Here is a 17,036-nt window from a genome sequence, read left to right on the forward strand (position 1 = left end):
TTTGCCTGATGAAAATTGCGATCGCCCAACTGAACCCCACCATCGGGGACTTGACTGGTAATGCCGAGCGGATCCTGGTCGCAGCAGAAGAAGCGGCGATCGCCAATGTCCGCTTATTGCTCACACCGGAACTGTCCCTCTGTGGGTATCCGCCCCGAGATCTCCTGCTCCATACGGATTTTATTGATCGGATGCAGGCCCAACTCGCGGCCCTAGCAGCAAAAATTCCGCCGACCCTCGCCGTTTTAGTCGGTTTGGCGACTCCCAACCCAGAGGCGATCGCCAAGGGAGAAAAAGCCCTCCACAACAGCATCGCTCTCATTGACCAGGGGAAAGTCCAGCACATTTTCCATAAGCAACTGTTGCCCACCTACGATGTGTTCGACGAAGATCGCTATTTTGAACCCGGCAAGCAGTCCAACTGGTTTTTCTTCCATCCCAGCCCGACGGTCGCCCCTTTAAAAATTGGCGTCACCATCTGCGAAGATCTCTGGAATGACCAAGCCTTTTGGGGCAAGCGCCAGTACGAAATTAATCCCCTCGAACAATTGGCCGAGGCCGGGGTCGATTTGATCGTGAACTTGTCGGCTTCTCCTTACACCGTCGGGAAACAGCGCCTGCGGGAAGGAATGCTCCACCATGGCGCCCAACGTTACCGCACGCCCATTCTCTACGCGAACCAAGTGGGGGGGAATGACGATTTGATTTTTGACGGCGGGAGTGTGGCCTTTGACCGAGAGGGACAACTGGTTGGGCGATCGCCAAGTTTTCAAGAGTCCCTGTTGGCGGTGGAATTTAGCCCCGACCCACAAACCCTATCACTGCCCCAGGGTTTACCTGCTGCTTTTCAGCAAACCGTTAGTCCCGAATATGGGGCCGATGAGGCAGAAATTTTTGCAGCTCTGGTGTTGGGTCTCCGGGACTATGCCCGTAAATGTGGCTTCTCGAAAATTGTCCTGGGTTTGAGTGGTGGCATCGACTCGGCCTTGGTGGCGGCGATCGCCGTTGCAGCGGTAGGGGCAGAAAATGTCCTGGGGGTGCTGATGCCTTCCCCCTACAGTTCGGAACATTCCCTCAGCGATGCGATCGCCCTGGTGGAAAATCTCCAGATTCGCCACGAAATTATTCCCATTGAGCCAGCGATGCAAGCCTTTGAGACGATGCTGGGTGATTTATTTGCGGGCACAGAATTTGGGGTGGCCGAAGAAAATCTCCAGTCCCGCATCCGGGGGAATCTGCTGATGGCGATCGCCAATAAGTTTGGTTATCTCTTGGTGTCAACGGGCAACAAATCCGAAATGGCGGTGGGTTATTGCACCCTCTATGGTGATATGAATGGCGGCCTGGCGGTGATTGCTGATGTCCCGAAAATGCGGGTGTTTAGCCTTTGTAAATGGTTAAACCGCGACCGAGAACTCATTCCTCCGGCAATTATTACCAAACCCCCCAGCGCAGAACTGCGCCCCGATCAATTGGATCAAGATTCCTTGCCCCCCTATCCGGTGTTGGATGAGATCCTCAAACGGGTCATCCATCGCAATCAATCGGCCCCAGAACTCCACGCCGCTGGCTATGACCACGATACTGTGGCCCAGGTTTTAAAGCTCCTCCATCGTGCCGAATTTAAGCGCCGTCAGGCTGCTCCTGGTTTGAAAATTACTGATCGAGCCTTTGGTACGGGGTGGCGGATGCCCATTGCCTGCCGCTGGTAAAGCAGATCCCAACCATTAACCAACCCCAGAGGTTTCAGTTGATTCCCAGGGAGCCAAACCCAAGTAACAAATGCCCTCTGGACTAACCGCAAAGCGACAGGGAAAAATTTGAATGTTGGCGGCGATCGCCTGACGGAATAGCTCCCCATATTTCGGGTCTTTGCTATCCCCAGGGGCAAATCGGGTGCAATCGCCTCGGTTGATGAAATAGAGCATCACCGCTTTTGCTGCGGGTACAATGTCGATGAGTTCTTGGAGGTGCTTTTGGCCCCTGGTGGTTTCAGTATCCGGGAAAAGCGCCAGTTCTCCCTTTGTCCAGGTGGTATTTTTAACTTCCACATAAATAGGCGATCGCCCTTCCCCCGTCAAAAGAAAATCAATGCGACTTTTGTTCTCTGTGCCATAGCGCACCTCTGGTCGCACCGTGTCGTAATGGTCGGCTAATTCAGGGATTTGCTTCGCCAAAAGCATCGCTTTGATCACCCGGTTGGGTAACGCTGTATTGACGCCGATCCAGGTCGGTTCTGGGGTGGGTAACTGGATCATCTCCCAGGTATAGGCTAGTTTGCGCTTGGGATTATCACTTTTTGAGAGCATCACCGGCGCTCCCAATTCACAAATCCCCGTCATCGGCCCCGTATTGGGACAATGGGCCGTAACGACTTCCCCGGAGGCCAATTCAATGTCTGCTAAAAAACGTTTGTAGCGTTTCCGCAGGATGCCAGGGATCAATTCAGGATAACGATAAACAAAAGGCTGTGTGGTCGCGGTCATCGGTGGAAAAATTAAGCTGGCGATCGCCCCTAAAACTTGTAATGGGGATCTTGCCAATCAAAGACAGGGGGAACGTAGGTTTGATATTCCCATTCTGTGATCACATCTTCAATGCGGCGGTGCACAATCCCCTGGGTGGCTGCTTTTTTGAGGGCTTTGGCCACAATGATTTTCAGGGTATCCCAATCCATATCCGGGGCATCTGATTCGATGAGGTAGGAATCCCGTAGGAGTTTTTCGAGGTCCCGTAGGCAGGTTTCGGCGATTTCGTACTGGGCATATTGGGCTGGCACTAGGGGCGTTGAAGAACGCAAAGGATCCCGTTGGACAGCGGCGATCGCCTGGCGCACCGCAATATTAATTTGTTGCTTGAGATCCAGAACGCCTTTTTCTTCTTGGCGCTCTTTACCCCGTTCGCTGGAGGCATAGAGGGGAGGCACCCGGTTCAAAGCATAGGTGGCCACCTCCACCACATCAATATATTCAGCTAATTTCTGTGGGAGGCGCTTGAGTTGCCGATGGATTTCCTTGTGCACCAGGTTTTCCATAATATTTTGGTAAGCACGGCGATTGCCCTTTCCTGGTGAGGGCGCAGATGGCTGATTCATAATAATGGCCCCTGGAGAGCAACGGGGGATTTTTTAGCAAAGATTGCAGATTTTGGCGAAAACAAGGGCAAAAAATACTTTTCTCTAAGTACCCATTTAATACTATAGTTTGCTTTCCCTGCAGACCCAGATTAAGTTAACAATTGTTGCGGCTCCCCATTTACTGCTTTCTGGCAGAAACCGCATAGAACGGATCCCGATGGCCCAGGCCCAGCATCTGTAACAGCAGGGGTTGGTCGCTCCGTTGTGTCACCACGGTCGGTTTGGCAAAGCCTGGGGTTTGCTGAAAGTAATGCTGCACGAGCTGGAGATGTTCGGCGTCGGTACTGTCCCGCCAAGCGGCGATCGCCTTTTGGTAAAACATCCGATTTGAAAAACTAACAATACAAATTCCCCCTGGGGTCAGCACCCGTTGAATTTCTGCAAACACCGCCTCTGGATATTGGAGATATTGCACCGAGACCGCCACCAAAACCGCCTCAAAGCTTTGATCGGCCAAGGGTAATTTGGGATCGGCATTGAGGTTTTGAACAAAATAGCGATCCAGACGACGGTTTTTCGCCAGTTCTGCCGCGTTCATTCCGTGGCCGACCACCTCCCGAAACGCGAGATCTGGCAAATGGGAGACCCAACTGCTCATCAAATCTAGAACTCGATCATTGGGCTGCAACAACGTGCCATAGAGTTGGGTTAACTGGTCAATAAAGCCATCATCTACGTGGGTCACAAACCGGGGGTAATCGTAGAAAAGCTGATCATCGCTAGAATCGAGCTTCTGCCGTTGGCTAGGGGAAAGAATCATAGAAAATGCAGCGCAAAGAATACGTTAAATTAGTGATCATGCGGGGAAACCCCCAGTCAATCTGCCCCTCAGGCACAGATGTATGGATATTTCTAAGGTAACGATTTCTTGCGGGAAAAACGACTGCCCAGGGGTAGCTTCGTTGGCCCAATCCCATTGTCCCCTCTGCCAAGCGCCGGTGGTTAAGCGCTATCTGCGGGTTGTGGGGGCCCCCCAGTTGAACCTGATGCCCCAAACCCTCGTCGGGGAAGGCGATCGCTATTGGGTGACAGAAACCCCAGATATTCTCTTAGATACAAAGCCCGCATTGCCCCCGGTACTAACCGAAACGCTCCCCCCGGCCATCGAAAGTTATCTACGGCTCTCGACCCATCTGCTCCACATTCCCAAGGTATTTGGTCTGTTGACCCCCCAGGAAGGGTGGTTACTGGAATATCCATCGGTGGCCCTCGACAAAACCGGCTATCCCCGCTGGCCAAATTTATTTATGCCCCTCACGGAAGCTTGGCAGACCGCAACTCCCCTGCAACAACTCAACTGGCTGATGCAGATTGCGGCGCTGCTACCAGATTTTGTGGAACATGGAGTGGTTCCGAGTGTTTACTATCTAGGGGACTGGGCTGTCCACGGGGGCCTTATTCAGGTGCAAAAATTGCGCTTTGAACCCAACCAGCCCTTAAATTTGGTGCGCCTGGGGAATTTGTGGGCCGAGTTACTCGAAACCGTGGCCCCTGTGATTCAACCTTTTTGTCATCGCCTCCAGCAGGGGTTAAGCCAAGGCCAGATCCAAGATTCGCAGCAGCTCTATGGGATTTTGCGCCAGGGGGTTTTGGAATTGGGGCGATCGCCCCTGGAATATCATTACCGCCTCTATACCAAAACTGACGCCGGCCCCAGCCGTGACCACAATGAGGATGCCTGTTTTCCGCCCCCCGGCAAAGTTTATCCCGATGCGCCCCTAGCAATTGTCTGTGATGGCATTGGTGGCCATGAACAGGGGGAAGTGGCCTCGGCGATCGCCATTGAGCAACTGCAAACCCAACTGGAAAATCTCACGGATCATCCGCCGGAGCAGGCCGCCCAGATCCAAGAAAAATTAGCCGCCGCCGTGCTCCAGGCCAACGATGTAATTTGCGATCGCAACGACCAAGAAAATCGCCAAGACCGGAACCGCATGGGCACCACCGTTGTCATGGCCTGGGTTCATGCCCCCGAACTTTACTTGACCCACGTGGGGGACTCCCGCATTTATCGCATCACCACCACCAGTTGCCACCAACTGACCTATGACGATGACCTCGGTTCCCGGGAAGTCCGCCTTGGCTATGCCCTCTACAAAGATGCCCTGGCCTACCCTGGATCTGGGGCTTTGGTGCAAGCTTTGGGGATGAATCCGTCCCATTCCCTCCACCCCACCGTAACGTCCCTGGTGCTGGATCAAGACGCGATTTATCTTCTTTGTTCCGACGGCCTCAGTGATGATGGCCAAGTAGAAGCCCATTGGGCAGCGGAAATCGCCCCCCTAATCCAAGGCCAAAAAGATCTGACCCAGGTGGGCGATCGCCTGATTGAAATTGCCAATACCAAGAATGGCCACGACAACAGCACCATTGCCCTACTCCAGGTCAAAGTGCAGGGAGAAGTTCCCGAAACGCCGATTCCTTACCCGAAACTCACCCAACTACAATCAACTTTTATTCAACCCAAGGCGCCGCCCCCCGTGGCAACCCAAATGTCTCGGCTCCGGGGACGCAAAACGGCAAATTCCCCCAGTCGTCTATTGCTGATTTTGGTTGGGTGTCTGTGTTTGTTGGGGGTCGGTAGTTTACTGTGGCAACGTTGGCAGCGGGAACCCCTAGGCAGTTCTCCCTCCACAACACCACCAACGATTAATCCTGTCCCCATTACGGATGTCACCGAAGATCCACCAACGGTAACAGTGCCCGCAGGGGAACCAGAGGAGACGACTTTACCCCTGAGCAAAAATCAAATTTTTCAGCTCCAGGAAAATCGTTCCCTCACGGCCTACGCCACACCAGAGGCGATCGCCACCACCACCGCCGATCCGCTATTAATTTTGGGGGGCAGTATTCTTCGGGTCGAGCAAATCAATGGGGATAATCAAGTGATGCTTAAACTTTGTCAAAAAGGCGATCAAAGCGCGCCTCCAAGTCGCAAACTTTTGACCGAGGGCAATAATGCTTGGGTGGCCCTTGCTGACCTAGAGGGACAATTAACCCCTGATTTTACGGTGCCTGCCGCGAACCCTTGTGTGCCATCTGCTCTGGAATAAAAATGTTGGGGCTATCGATTTTCCGGAGGCATTGCATAATGGAGGGAGATTTAAGACCCATGTGGCTCTGCTGACCCTGCCATTCGACAGGACTATCGCTACCAGCAGCTAGCATCTTCTGCCCTTTGCCCCAAGAATTATGGCCGAATCCCCCACGAATCCGGTGAGTGATGACACAGCCCGCACCTTCCTCAAGGCGTTGCCTTTTTTCCAGGGGCTACCGGAGGCAAGTCTACAAAAGGCGATCGCCCATCTGGTGACGCGGCCCTTCCCAGCCAACCAAATTATCCTTTTAGAAAAAGACTGGGGCGGTTCTGTTTACTTTATCCAGATGGGCTGGGTGAAAATTCGCACCTACAATCTCGATGGCAAAGAAATTACCCTGAATATCCTCGGCGCTGGGGAATTATTTGGCGAAATGGCCGCCCTCGAAGAAGCCACCCGTTCCACTGATGTGATCACCCTGACCGCCACCACCATTAGTAGTATCCCCGCCGCCGACTTCGTTGAATTGGTAAACACAGAGCCTCTGGTGGGAGTCCGTCTCGCCCAACTGATGGCCAAACGTCTCCGCCAAGTGAACCGTCGCCTCCAGGTGCGTGAAACCAATAGTCTGGCGCGAGTCGCTGATATCCTGGTCTTTTTGGCCGAAAGTCAAGGACAAGCCACAGACCAAGGGGAGATCCGCATTCCGAGTCTGCCCCATCGGGAACTGAGTAGTTTAAGTGGTCTGGCGCGGGAGACAGTCACGCGGGTTTTGACTAAGTTAGAAAAGAAGGGTTTAATTAGGCGCACCCCGGATGCTGTGTTTATCCCAAATCTGCGTGCCCTCGACGACATCATCCATTAGGCGATCGCTGTGACTGAGCATTTTTCTGATCCAAAGAATTCTCCAGAGGATATGAATTGGGTAGATTTAGATTCCCAAGCATCCCAACCCCCAAGCTCCTCCCTTACCCAGGTCAATAACCCAGATATTATTGCTCCACCGGCTCCCACCTCAGCGACAAGACATCGCAAAACCTTGGTGGTAGTCGAAACGGCTTTTTTAGCCAGTACCGCCAGCTTAATTTGGCTGATTAACTATTACTTTCCCATTGGGCCATTGCTGCGACTATTTTTTCCGTTGCCCATTGCCTTGGTCTATTTGCGTTGGGGTTCTCGGGCGGCGTGGATGTCAACCCTCGTCTCTAGCTTGCTATTGTCGATTCTGATGGGGCCGACCCGTAGCATTATCTACACCATTCCCTATGGTCTGATTGGTGTGCAATTGGGTTGGATGTGGCGACGCCAGGTGTCTTGGTATTGGTCGGTCACCCTGGGGACAATTTTGGGCACCCTCGGCTTTTTCTTTCGGGTGTGGCTATTGTCATTACTACTCGGCGAAGACCTGTGGGTCTATGTAATCTCGCAAATTTCGGAGATGGCGGATTGGCTCTTTCTCAAGCTGGGCCTGTTGACCCAACCGAGTTTACTGGTGATTCAGCTTTTGGCCCTGGTCATGCTGACTATTAATAGTGTGTTATACCTATTCGTGGTGCATCTGGTGGCATTGTTGATGTTGGATCGTTTAGGAAATTCGATTCCGCGTCCGCCCCACTGGGTTCAGGTGTTAATTGAGTATGAAGAATAGGCTTAAGGTTTATGGGAGCGCAACTGTATCAGCAAATCCGCGAATTTTATGATGCGTCTAGTCCCCTCTGGGAATCGATCTGGGGTGAACATATGCACCATGGTTTCTATGGTCTAGGGGGCACAGAACGGCTCAATCGTCGGCAGGCACAAATTGAATTAATTGAAGAATTTCTGGCCTGGGGCAAAGTTGAACAAGTTGGAAATTTTGTCGATGTGGGCTGTGGTATTGGCGGCAGTACCCTTTATTTGGCTGATAAGTTTAATGCGCAGGGCGTTGGGATTACCCTCTCTCCGGTACAGGCCAATCGGGCGATCGCCAGGGCAACGGAACAGAATTTACAGGATCAGGTTGAGTTTAAAGTAGCCGATGCGTTGAATATGCCCTTTCGGGATGGGGAATTTGACCTCGTCTGGACCCTCGAAAGTGGCGAGCATATGCCTAACAAGCGGCAGTTTCTCCAGGAATGCACAAGGGTGCTCAAGCCGGGTGGCAAGTTATTAATGGCGACGTGGTGTCATCGACCAACGGATTCGGTGGCGGGCACCCTGACCCCGGATGAGCAAAAGCACCTCGAAGATTTGTATCGGGTTTACTGCTTGCCCTATGTGATTTCGTTGCCAGATTATCAGGCGATCGCCACCGAATGTGGTTTAGAAAATATCGAGACAGCAGATTGGTCTACCGCCGTGGCCCCCTTCTGGGATCAAGTGATCGATTCTGCCCTCACCCCAGAAGCAGTTTTTGGCATTCTCAAAGCAGGCTGGCAAACTCTGCAAGGGGCATTGGCCTTAGACTTGATGAAAAGCGGTTTTCGGCGGGGTTTAATTCGCTATGGTTTACTGCAGGCCACGAAACCAAAAGCATAAATTCCCATGGGCTCAATTTACCGCGTTTGGTCTATATTCTTCAGGAGATCTTGAGATGGTTCAAACTCCCTTAAAACAATTAACGCTCCCAGAATTCCTCTCATTACCCGAAACAAAACCAGCGGGGGAGTATATCAATGGCCAAATCATCCAAAAACCAATGCCCCAAGGAAAGCATAGTTCCATTCAAACAGAGTTGGCCTCAACAATTAACTTGAAGTTGAGATCTTCAAAAATAGCAAGAGCCTTTTCTGAACTGCGCTGTACCTTTGGCGATCGCTCTACAGTCCCTGATATTTCTGTGTTTACTTGGGCAAGAATTGTACGGGATGAAAATGGTGAGATTGCTAATGCTTTCCAGCTTGCTCCTGATTGGACAATTGAAATTCTATCGCCGGATCAAAGTCAAACGAAAGTCACGAAAAATATCTTGCACTGTCTCGATCATGGCACTGAAATGGGGTGGTTAATTGATCCTGCCGAAAGAACAATTTTTGTATATCAACCCAAACAGCAAACATTGGTTTTTGATGGGCCAACTCAGCAAATTGCTATGCCATCTTTTGCCCAGGCAATCCAGTTAACGGTCGAAGATATTTTTAGGTGGCTTTTGGAATAAATCCGGTAATTTGTTAAAAAATCAAGGCTGATTGCTTGGTTCAGGTGATCAGCTAAAAAGTAGTCTTTTCAAAGCAGCATTCAAGGCGCGATATTATTCCCTTACTGGGGCGATCGCCGCCAAGGTACTTCCCACCAAAAAAACCTCAAGGCGAAGATCCCCGCTAGCAACTGGAACCCACCAAAAATCCCCAAGGCCCAGGCAAAGCCCCAGGTGAGTAGCTTTCCGAATAGCAAACTACCAATCCCAAATCCCGTAAAGAGAGTAAAAACCTTGAGACCCATGGTTTGGCCGAGGTTGTCGTCATCACCCAAATCCGTGACGATGCCCACAAAAAGCGGTTGGGTCAGATCATAGCCAATGGACAAAATAACCACGGCCACCGTTGTCATCCAAGGGGTAATCGGTAAGATCATCACCAGACCCGACAGAGCCGCCATCACCAGACCTGTCGGCACTAACCAGCGTCGTCCCCAACGATCCACCGCTTTCCCAATCCAAGCACTTAGCAATAGGCCCGGTACCCCATAACCCAAAATGGTTAAACCAATATTCAAGGGACTCATGGTGAAGCGTTCCGAGAGATAAAGGCCCAACCAAGTAAAGACCCCTGCATGGAAAATCCCATTCCACAGGACATAGGCATAGGTGCGCTGGCCCCGAAAGCTGCGGAGTACCTGCCAGTATCCCCGGAAGATTTGCTGGATCGAAGGAGGAGATTCCTGGGGGGCTTCGTCAAACAGTGCACCATAGGGTTGCAGTCGCCACAGCACTAAACCAGCGGCGATCGCCGTGCCGATGAACAAAGTCCGCCAGCCAATAAACGGCTCTAGGATTGCGCCCCCAGCAGAACCCGCAGCCATTCCCCCTTCCATTGCCGCAAAGATTAAACCCAACATTGCGCCCCGACGCTCAAAGGGAAACAGATCTCCAATTAGAGCAAAGGTCATTGGAATAATGCCACTGGCCCCAATGCCCGTTAATAGTCGCCAAGTAGCTAATTGGGACAGATTTTGGGATGTCGCCGTTAACCCGGTACAAATTACAAAAATAATTAGCGCAACTTGAATAATTGCCCAACGACCAAAACGATCCGAGAGAATGCCATAAAAAAGAGCCATTACAGCGTAGGACAGCATATAAATCGGCACAATAAAGCCAATTTCCTGGACAGAAACGCCAAAAATCTCCGATAAACGGGGAATTAAAGGCGCAATCATGTAACCCTGCAAAAAAATCAAGCCCGCCGCCACAGCCAATAAATAGAATAAATTGCCATGACTTTTTAGCCGCAAATTCTGATCTGCGGGCTCTGTGTGACGCTGAACGTTGGCCTGTTTTTTCATGAAGAATTAAAAAGTTAGGAATTTCTAACAATATCCTAAGGGATGTTCTGGCCTAGGATAATCTTCTCAATTGCTCAAAACAGACCCAAAAAGCTTAAAACACAATGGTTTCTACCTTTAAACACATTTTTCAACAGAATTTATAATCACTCCTATTAGCAATTGCAATCTTTGGGTTGATTTCATCACCGCTAACAGCACTTTTTTTGAGGAAGATACCTTAAAAATTTGTGGCGATCGCCTGCACCGGACAAGCGGGTAAACACTGTTCGCAAACCACACATTTTTGGCGGGTAAATTTTAGTCGAAACGTTGTGGGGTCAAGGGATAGCGCTCCCGTCGGACAAACCCCAGTACATAGGCCACAATCAACGCATATTTCCTCATTGATCATGATTTCTTTACTGGCGAGGGATACCAAAATACCTTTGCCCTTCATCCATTCCAAGGCCATCTCAATGGCATCGATATCCCCCTGGAGTTCCACCACTAACTTGCCCACTTGGTTTGGGGCGACCTGGGCGCGGATGATATTCGCCGCAATATTAAAATCCTTTGCCAAGCGATAGGTGACGGGCATTTGCACCGTGTCCTGGGGAAATGTCAGAGTCACGCGTTTTTTCATCTTAAAAATTCCCCTCGAATCTTATCGCCATAATCATTTTGGTAGGGGTCTACCATGGTAAACCCCTACAACAGAATTTTCGTGGTGTATTCTGACAATTTTAAACAAAAAAATGCGACCGTCCTAAGGCGATCGCATTCCGCATGATTCAAATTAAATTCAGGTCACAAAAACCGACAAAACCTTAGTAACGGGTTTGGTTGGGCTTGTAAACGATGAAGCTAACAGTTTGGCACTGCTTGATGTTGTCGAAACCAACAACACGGATGTAGCAGTCAGAATATTCACTACGGCACTCACGCACTTCGTTGAGTACTTCTTGAGCAGAGCTTGCGTTGAAAAGGGGCAGCTTCCACAGTGTCCAGTGGTGAAGTTCGGGAGTCGGATCTTTTTCGAACTCAATACCAGGAATATAGCCTTGATCCATCATGTACTGGACTTGGCGAGCGATTTGCTGGTCGCTGAGGGGGGGCAAGTAAGAAAGAGTTTCGTAACGCTTTTCTTTAGGTAAAGTTTTCATTGATTTATGTCCTCTTTATCGGATCAAAGTTTATTCAGAATCTTCTGAAGTATCAGACTCACCAAGGTCAGGTTCAGTCTGATCAGTTGATGAAGAATCAACTTGAGTTAAACGCTCTAATAAAGAACGGCGATGGTTTCCATTGGACTGCTTGATTTGGCTGAGGACCATTTCTGGCAAAAACTCCAGAACTCCTTCCGCAAGATTTTCTCGCACTGTCAGGATTCTGAGGACGAGCTCTTTGTTTTCTAGCATCATCGCTTCGAGGTAAAGATCACTTTCCTGAATTGGATGACGTTTAGAGAACTCCCCTAACCAAATCGCCTGTCCAGGATTGGTTTCACTTAGCTGCTGACTAATCAGACGCACCGCTTGGTAGGTCAAATAGCTTTGCAAAGTGATGGCCGTTTCCTTCGCAACTTTTTTAAACTCCATGGGAGGAAATCATCAGTGAATAGGTAGATTGTGACAAACTTCCCCATCCACTGATGCTCATCAGGAGCTTAGAGAGTGTCAACGGTATCGAATTCGAACTTGATTTCCTTCCACAGGTCGAGGGCGGCTGCCAATTCAGGCGACCACTTACCTGCTTCACGGAGGACATCATTACCTTCACGGGCCAGGCTGCGACCTTCGTTACGGGCTTGAACACAAGCTTCCAGAGCCACACGGTTTGCAGTTGCACCAGGTGCGTTACCCCAGGGGTGACCGAGGGTACCACCACCAAACTGGAGGCAGGAATCGTCGCCGAAGATTTCAACGAGGGCAGGCATGTGCCATACGTGGATACCACCGGAAGCCACAGGCATGGTGCCGGGGAGAGAAGCGTAGTCTTGGGTGAAGAATACACCGCGAGAACGATCTTCTTCAACGTAGTCTTCACGCATCAGGTCTACGAAACCGAGGGTTGCGGCGCGATCGCCTTCGAGTTTACCCACAACGGTACCGGAGTGGAGGTGGTCACCACCGGAGAGGCGGAGACACTTAGCGAGAACCCGGAAGTGAATACCGTGGTTCTTCTGACGGTCAATTACCGCGTGCATTGCCCGGTGAATGTGGAGCAGAACACCGTTGTCACGGCACCACTTCGCCAGGGTAGTGTTCGCAGTGAAACCACCGGTTAAGAAGTCGTGCATGATGATGGGCGTGCCGATTTCCTTCGCGAATTCAGCCCGCTTGAGCATTTCTTCGCAAGTGCCAGCGGTGACGTTGAGGTAGTGACCCTTAACTTCGTTGGTTTCAGCTTGGGATTTTTCGATAGCTTCTTGAACGAACAGGAAGCGATCGCGCCAACGCATGAAAGGCTGAGAGTTGATGTTTTCGTCATCTTTGGTGAAGTCAAGACCACCACGGAGACATTCATAAACCGCACGACCGTAGTTCTTCGCAGACAGACCGAGCTTCGGCTTAATCGTACAACCGAGGAGAGGACGACCATACTTGTTGAGGAGGTCACGCTCTACAGTGATCCCGTGGGGAGGCCCTTGGTAAGTTTTGATTAACGCAACGGGGAAGCGGATATCTTCGAGGCGCAGGGCACGCAGCGCTTTAAAACCGAATACGTTACCAACCAAGGAAGTCAAAACGTTGGTTACAGAACCTTCTTCAAACAGATCGAGGGGGTAAGCAACGAAACAGAAATATTGGTTGTCTTCACCGGGAACGGGTTCAACATTGTAGCAACGACCCTTGTAGCGGTCGAGGTCAGTTAAACCATCGGTCCATACAGTGGTCCAAGTACCGGTAGAAGATTCAGCCGCAACAGCCGCAGCACATTCTTCGGGGGGGACTCCAGGTTGGGGAGTCATCCGGAAACAAGCGAGTAAGTCGGTATCTTTCGGGGTGTAATCGGGGGTGTAGTAAGTCAGGCGGTAGTCCTGTACACCGGCATTAAACCCAGCAGATTTGGTCTGAACCATGCGGTTTTCCTCCAGCAAAAATGCTTATCTTTAACAGACAAATACCAGTAACGGTATCGTTGGTCGAAAACTTCAAAAATCTTACGTTGGCAAAACTGCTTTTTAAAATTCTGAAGATTCAAGTCTTATGACTTTCTTTAATCTGTGGGATATGTTACCACAGCCTCGACTTATTTTTATCTTTTAGCAACAAAAAAAGATTGCTTTTGTTTTTTGGGCTGATTAGCATTTCTAATGCTGTTTAATGGGCCTATTTTACCCTTACAAAAATACCTAAAAAAGCCATAAAATCCCGCTCGAATTCAGCCATGCTACCTAATGAGACATTGGGCTAAAACCGTTTTCTGTCGGGATCTTTAGAGAGGGAAAGCGTTCAGGTGAGATGAATTAAGTATTTATGTTTCTCAACAATCTCCTTTAAGAACTTTAAACATTTAATTTTCACTCAAGAAATCATGAAAGTTTTGTGAGGCTAAGGCTCATCTGGTGGATTTGGGGTATTGAGAGAATTTTGGTGAGGGAATAGGGTCATTAATAGTTGATTGATATAAACTTGCCCGACAACTGGTGTTTTTTCGCCCGATTCTAGGGATTCCTTTGATTCTGGAACCGTCGGCATCACTTCGGTGTTTGGTGTTTCAGTTGGAGGGGATCCTGCTTCTGGTGGGGGCTGGACATTGGGACGATTGCTGCTGCTAGTGGGCGATCGCCCTGGTGGCGAAAAAGTTGTGGCAGTCTGGTTGGTTGTGTCTTCTGCTTGCCAAGGATCGAGGGGTTGGGTTGTCGATTGATTCGCGGGTTTTGACGGTTGAGTCTGGTAAGAAGCGGTAGTTTCTTGGCGGGACGGATCGCCAATGAGGCTTTGGGGCGGGAGAATTGCGGCGGCGGCGATCGCCGCTTGAAATAGGGTGGAGCCATAGCCTAAGCAGGCATTTTCTCCCACTGAGCATTGGCCAATGATCAAGCAGCCTGCCCCGATAATCGCGCCGGCATGGATCTCGATGTTGCCGCCATGGGCCTGGATAATCGCACCTGCACCAATACAAGCACCAGCGGCGATCGCCACATAATTGCCTTCGGTTGCTTGCAGAATAACACCGGGGGCAATAACCGCACGGGGATGAATCCTTACATCGCCATTAATTTGAATATCTGGATGGGTAATTGCCTGGAAAGTCACAATGATTTTGTCAACGGTGATTCAATTAATCACAGGTGGGGTAAGGGTTGGGGGATAGACATTCGTTTTCTCCCCCATAACGAAGTGGTCGCGTTACACAACCTAGGGGCGTTGGATAATTTCCTCAAGCACCCGTCGTTTAGCCGCTTCATCGACACCAATCATGCGGACATATTCGCCACTGTGCTCCTGGAGACAACCTTCGAGGTGACGTAAAACTTCTGCCTCTTGGGTGCTGTCAATGGTGCCACAGCTACTCCAGGACTTAACCCGGAAACGGCGCTTATCGGCGTGTTCTGTTCCAATCTTGTAGCCTTGCATCAAAAGCGAACGGACTTTAGAAACCACGTCCCCACTGAGACTCCCGCTACTGTGACCCCCGAAACCATTGCTGCTTGGGGCTGCTTTCGTGCCTCCCGAAAAACTACTGGTTGCGGTTGCTGTCTGGACAGGCGCATTGTTGCCAGGGCGTTGGATGATGATCTCTGCGGCCCGTGTTTTGGAGTTGGGGTCAACGGCGATTAACTGGACATATTCGTTGGGGAACTGGGCGGCGATCGCCTGGATATTTGCCAAAATCTGATTGGCAGAATGGCCCTCAACAAAGCCTGCCCCTAGCCAAGACTGGGTTTTAAAACGGCGGGTGCTGGCGTGTTCTGCCGTAAAGCTACAACCCTGGGAAGCCAGAGCCGCGATTTGCCCTGCCACATCACCACCAGAGGCCGTGTTAACCACCTTGTTGCCACTGCGACGGGCGGAGGAGGCTGTTGCTTTAGTAGATAGAGTCCCCGTTTCCCCAGGACGCTGGACGATTAATTCCGCTACCCGAGACTTGCTATGGGGGTCAACGGCAATGACTTGCACATACTCATTGGGATATTGACCCAACAAGCCATTAACGTTGGCAATGATTTGTTCCGCAGAATGACCTTCGACAAAACCAGCGCTTAACCAAGATTGCGTCTTAAAACGACGGGTATTGGCGTGTTCTGCCGTAAAGCTACAGCCCTGGGACGCTAAAGCATGGATCTGAGACGTTAAATCGCCCCCAACCGCTGCCGCTTGACTTCCCGCACTGGTGCCGTTGCTGCGGTTGCCGTTGTTGCTGTAGCTAGCCGTTGTCGATGTTTGGACTGGGGCGCTATCGCCTGGACGTTGCACAACAATTTCTGCCGCCCTTGATTTGCTATTGGGAGCCACAGCGATTAACTGGACATATTCTCCGGCGTGATCAGCCAGCACCCGGTTCAAGTTACCAATGATTTGATCGGCAGAATGACCTTCGACAAAACCAGCACTCAACCAAGATTTGGTTTTGAAGCGCCGCTTGTTGGCATATTCTGCGGTGAAGGTGCACCCTTGGGCGGCAAGGCCACGCACCTGATTGTAAAGATCTCCGTTTAAACTCATATTTCCCACCGATTGATGTTCGCTAGTACCGCTTGTATTTGTAGAAGAAGAGGGGGTTGGTTGCTGGTTGGCAGCAATCCGTGAACCATTATTAGTGGCCCCTGGGGAGACCTCCCGTAATGCTTCATTGATTTCCACCACCTGTTTGGCAAAGGCGCGATCGGCCTCGGTCACATTGGAGAGGCGCTCCACCTGCTGCTGGTTCGTAATCACAGCTCCCGAAGGCACATACTTGCCGGGGGGAATGTCCACATCTTGAACGAGGGCGTGCATCATGATGACGCAACCATCGCCGATGCGGGCATTAAACACCGTGGAACGAAAACCAACAAAGCAATCGTTGCCAATGTAGGCGGGACCATGGACAAGGGCCATGTGGGTAATACAGCTGCGATCGCCAATCCAGACAGAATAGTCATGGCCATCTGCCCCAACGACACGGCCCTGCTCCAAACCATGGATCACAACGCCATCTTGGATATTGGTTGCTGCCCCGATATGGAAAGGTGCGCCCTCATCTGCCCGAATAGACGTTCCCGGAGAAATGAGCACATGTTCGCAAACTGTGACATCACCAATTAAATTCGAGAAAGAATGCACATAGGCACTTTCGTGAATCTTTGGTTCAGCTAAGTCCTTAGACCAAGGTGTTGGGGGAGCCGCGGTACTGCGGACTACCATGAATCAATCCCTCCTCTCAATGTCATTGATTGCTTCTCTCGCTAG

The 17,036-nt window shown here is 50.7% G+C and carries 16 protein-coding genes; 6 read left to right on the top strand and 10 right to left on the bottom strand.

All coding sequences use genetic code 11. The annotated features are described in order from the left end of the window. Nucleotides 1-8: 8 nt before the first annotated feature. Nucleotides 9-1,712, top strand: coding sequence for an NAD+ synthase (locus AACR41_RS12050; RefSeq protein ID WP_030006347.1), 1,704 nt, complete (start codon nt 9-11; stop codon nt 1,710-1,712). A 15-nt stretch (nt 1,713-1,727) separates the two neighbouring features. Here the strand turns inward: AACR41_RS12050 and sfsA are convergent, their stop codons facing one another. From sfsA to AACR41_RS12065, 3 genes are all read right to left on the bottom strand, one after another. Then, nucleotides 1,728-2,486 (bottom strand): DNA/RNA nuclease SfsA, encoded by a 759-nt coding sequence (gene sfsA, locus AACR41_RS12055; protein ID WP_030006348.1) that lies wholly within the window; start codon nt 2,484-2,486, stop codon nt 1,728-1,730. A gap of 29 nt (nt 2,487-2,515) precedes the next feature. Continuing rightward, nucleotides 2,516-3,094: a late competence development ComFB family protein gene (locus AACR41_RS12060; protein ID WP_030006349.1), complete on the bottom strand. Its 579-nt coding sequence runs from the start codon at nt 3,092-3,094 to the stop codon at nt 2,516-2,518. Between the two features lie 160 nt (nt 3,095-3,254). Further along, nucleotides 3,255-3,896: a class I SAM-dependent methyltransferase gene (locus AACR41_RS12065; RefSeq protein ID WP_030006350.1), complete on the bottom strand. Its 642-nt coding sequence runs from the start codon at nt 3,894-3,896 to the stop codon at nt 3,255-3,257. An 82-nt stretch (nt 3,897-3,978) separates the two neighbouring features. On the opposite strand from AACR41_RS12065, the gene AACR41_RS12070 reads away from it, so the two are divergent. The 5 genes from AACR41_RS12070 (at nt 3,979) to AACR41_RS12090 (ending at nt 9,310) form a co-directional block, all read left to right on the top strand. Next, nucleotides 3,979-6,189, top strand: a complete 2,211-nt coding sequence (locus AACR41_RS12070) for a PP2C family protein-serine/threonine phosphatase (protein ID WP_052349614.1) — start codon at nt 3,979-3,981, stop codon at nt 6,187-6,189. Between the two features lie 139 nt (nt 6,190-6,328). Beyond that, nucleotides 6,329-7,039 carry a Crp/Fnr family transcriptional regulator gene (locus tag AACR41_RS12075; protein WP_045441586.1) on the top strand — a complete coding sequence of 237 codons (711 nt, stop codon included), beginning with the start codon at nt 6,329-6,331 and terminating at the stop codon, nt 7,037-7,039. Nucleotides 7,040-7,090: 51 nt separating this feature from the next. Further along, entirely contained in the window at nt 7,091-7,822 is a 732-nt protein-coding gene (locus AACR41_RS12080; protein WP_012307401.1) for a DUF2232 domain-containing protein, read from the top strand. Nucleotides 7,823-7,833: 11 nt separating this feature from the next. Further along, nucleotides 7,834-8,691 (top strand): methyltransferase domain-containing protein, encoded by an 858-nt coding sequence (locus AACR41_RS12085; RefSeq protein ID WP_030006354.1) that lies wholly within the window; start codon nt 7,834-7,836, stop codon nt 8,689-8,691. Between the two features lie 55 nt (nt 8,692-8,746). Further along, entirely contained in the window at nt 8,747-9,310 is a 564-nt protein-coding gene (locus tag AACR41_RS12090) for a Uma2 family endonuclease (protein WP_012307403.1), read from the top strand. A gap of 101 nt (nt 9,311-9,411) precedes the next feature. Here the strand turns inward: AACR41_RS12090 and AACR41_RS12095 are convergent, their stop codons facing one another. The 7 genes from AACR41_RS12095 to AACR41_RS12125 form a co-directional block, all read right to left on the bottom strand. Continuing rightward, entirely contained in the window at nt 9,412-10,656 is a 1,245-nt protein-coding gene (locus tag AACR41_RS12095) for an MFS transporter (protein ID WP_030006355.1), read from the bottom strand. Nucleotides 10,657-10,876: 220 nt separating this feature from the next. Then, nucleotides 10,877-11,281 (bottom strand): NIL domain-containing protein, encoded by a 405-nt coding sequence (locus tag AACR41_RS12100; RefSeq protein WP_030006356.1) that lies wholly within the window; start codon nt 11,279-11,281, stop codon nt 10,877-10,879. A gap of 184 nt (nt 11,282-11,465) precedes the next feature. Continuing rightward, nucleotides 11,466-11,801 (bottom strand): ribulose bisphosphate carboxylase small subunit, encoded by a 336-nt coding sequence (locus AACR41_RS12105; protein WP_012307407.1) that lies wholly within the window; start codon nt 11,799-11,801, stop codon nt 11,466-11,468. Nucleotides 11,802-11,831: 30 nt separating this feature from the next. Next, nucleotides 11,832-12,236 (bottom strand): chaperonin family protein RbcX, encoded by a 405-nt coding sequence (locus AACR41_RS12110; protein ID WP_030006358.1) that lies wholly within the window; start codon nt 12,234-12,236, stop codon nt 11,832-11,834. 68 nt (nt 12,237-12,304) lie between these two features. Beyond that, complete coding sequence (locus AACR41_RS12115; RefSeq protein WP_012307409.1) at nt 12,305-13,720, bottom strand: form I ribulose bisphosphate carboxylase large subunit; 1,416 nt, start codon at nt 13,718-13,720, stop codon at nt 12,305-12,307. A 472-nt stretch (nt 13,721-14,192) separates the two neighbouring features. After that, complete coding sequence (locus AACR41_RS12120; RefSeq protein ID WP_052349616.1) at nt 14,193-14,900, bottom strand: hypothetical protein; 708 nt, start codon at nt 14,898-14,900, stop codon at nt 14,193-14,195. Between the two features lie 102 nt (nt 14,901-15,002). Next, nucleotides 15,003-16,991 (bottom strand): ribulose bisphosphate carboxylase small subunit, encoded by a 1,989-nt coding sequence (locus AACR41_RS12125; protein ID WP_030006360.1) that lies wholly within the window; start codon nt 16,989-16,991, stop codon nt 15,003-15,005. Between the last annotated feature and the right edge of the window lie 45 nt (nt 16,992-17,036).

This window comes from Picosynechococcus sp. NKBG042902 (assembly GCF_963864045.1).
Lineage (GTDB): Bacteria > Cyanobacteriota > Cyanobacteriia > Cyanobacteriales > MRBY01 > MRBY01.

Excerpts from the sequence above, each read along its gene's own strand:
- AACR41_RS12050 (WP_030006347.1), top strand. The coding sequence starts at position 9 with ATGAAAATTGCGATCGCCCAACTGAACCCCACCATCGGGGACTTGACT.
- sfsA (WP_030006348.1), bottom strand. The coding sequence starts at position 2,486 with ATGACCGCGACCACACAGCCTTTTGTTTATCGTTATCCTGAATTGATC.
- AACR41_RS12060 (WP_030006349.1), bottom strand. The coding sequence starts at position 3,094 with ATGAATCAGCCATCTGCGCCCTCACCAGGAAAGGGCAATCGCCGTGCT.
- AACR41_RS12065 (WP_030006350.1), bottom strand. The coding sequence starts at position 3,896 with ATGATTCTTTCCCCTAGCCAACGGCAGAAGCTCGATTCTAGCGATGAT.
- AACR41_RS12070 (WP_052349614.1), top strand. The coding sequence starts at position 3,979 with ATGGATATTTCTAAGGTAACGATTTCTTGCGGGAAAAACGACTGCCCA.
- AACR41_RS12075 (WP_045441586.1), top strand. The coding sequence starts at position 6,329 with ATGGCCGAATCCCCCACGAATCCGGTGAGTGATGACACAGCCCGCACC.
- AACR41_RS12080 (WP_012307401.1), top strand. The coding sequence starts at position 7,091 with ATGAATTGGGTAGATTTAGATTCCCAAGCATCCCAACCCCCAAGCTCC.
- AACR41_RS12085 (WP_030006354.1), top strand. The coding sequence starts at position 7,834 with ATGGGAGCGCAACTGTATCAGCAAATCCGCGAATTTTATGATGCGTCT.
- AACR41_RS12090 (WP_012307403.1), top strand. The coding sequence starts at position 8,747 with ATGGTTCAAACTCCCTTAAAACAATTAACGCTCCCAGAATTCCTCTCA.
- AACR41_RS12095 (WP_030006355.1), bottom strand. The coding sequence starts at position 10,656 with ATGAAAAAACAGGCCAACGTTCAGCGTCACACAGAGCCCGCAGATCAG.
- AACR41_RS12100 (WP_030006356.1), bottom strand. The coding sequence starts at position 11,281 with ATGAAAAAACGCGTGACTCTGACATTTCCCCAGGACACGGTGCAAATG.
- AACR41_RS12105 (WP_012307407.1), bottom strand. The coding sequence starts at position 11,801 with ATGAAAACTTTACCTAAAGAAAAGCGTTACGAAACTCTTTCTTACTTG.
- AACR41_RS12110 (WP_030006358.1), bottom strand. The coding sequence starts at position 12,236 with ATGGAGTTTAAAAAAGTTGCGAAGGAAACGGCCATCACTTTGCAAAGC.
- AACR41_RS12115 (WP_012307409.1), bottom strand. The coding sequence starts at position 13,720 with ATGGTTCAGACCAAATCTGCTGGGTTTAATGCCGGTGTACAGGACTAC.
- AACR41_RS12125 (WP_030006360.1), bottom strand. The coding sequence starts at position 16,991 with ATGGTAGTCCGCAGTACCGCGGCTCCCCCAACACCTTGGTCTAAGGAC.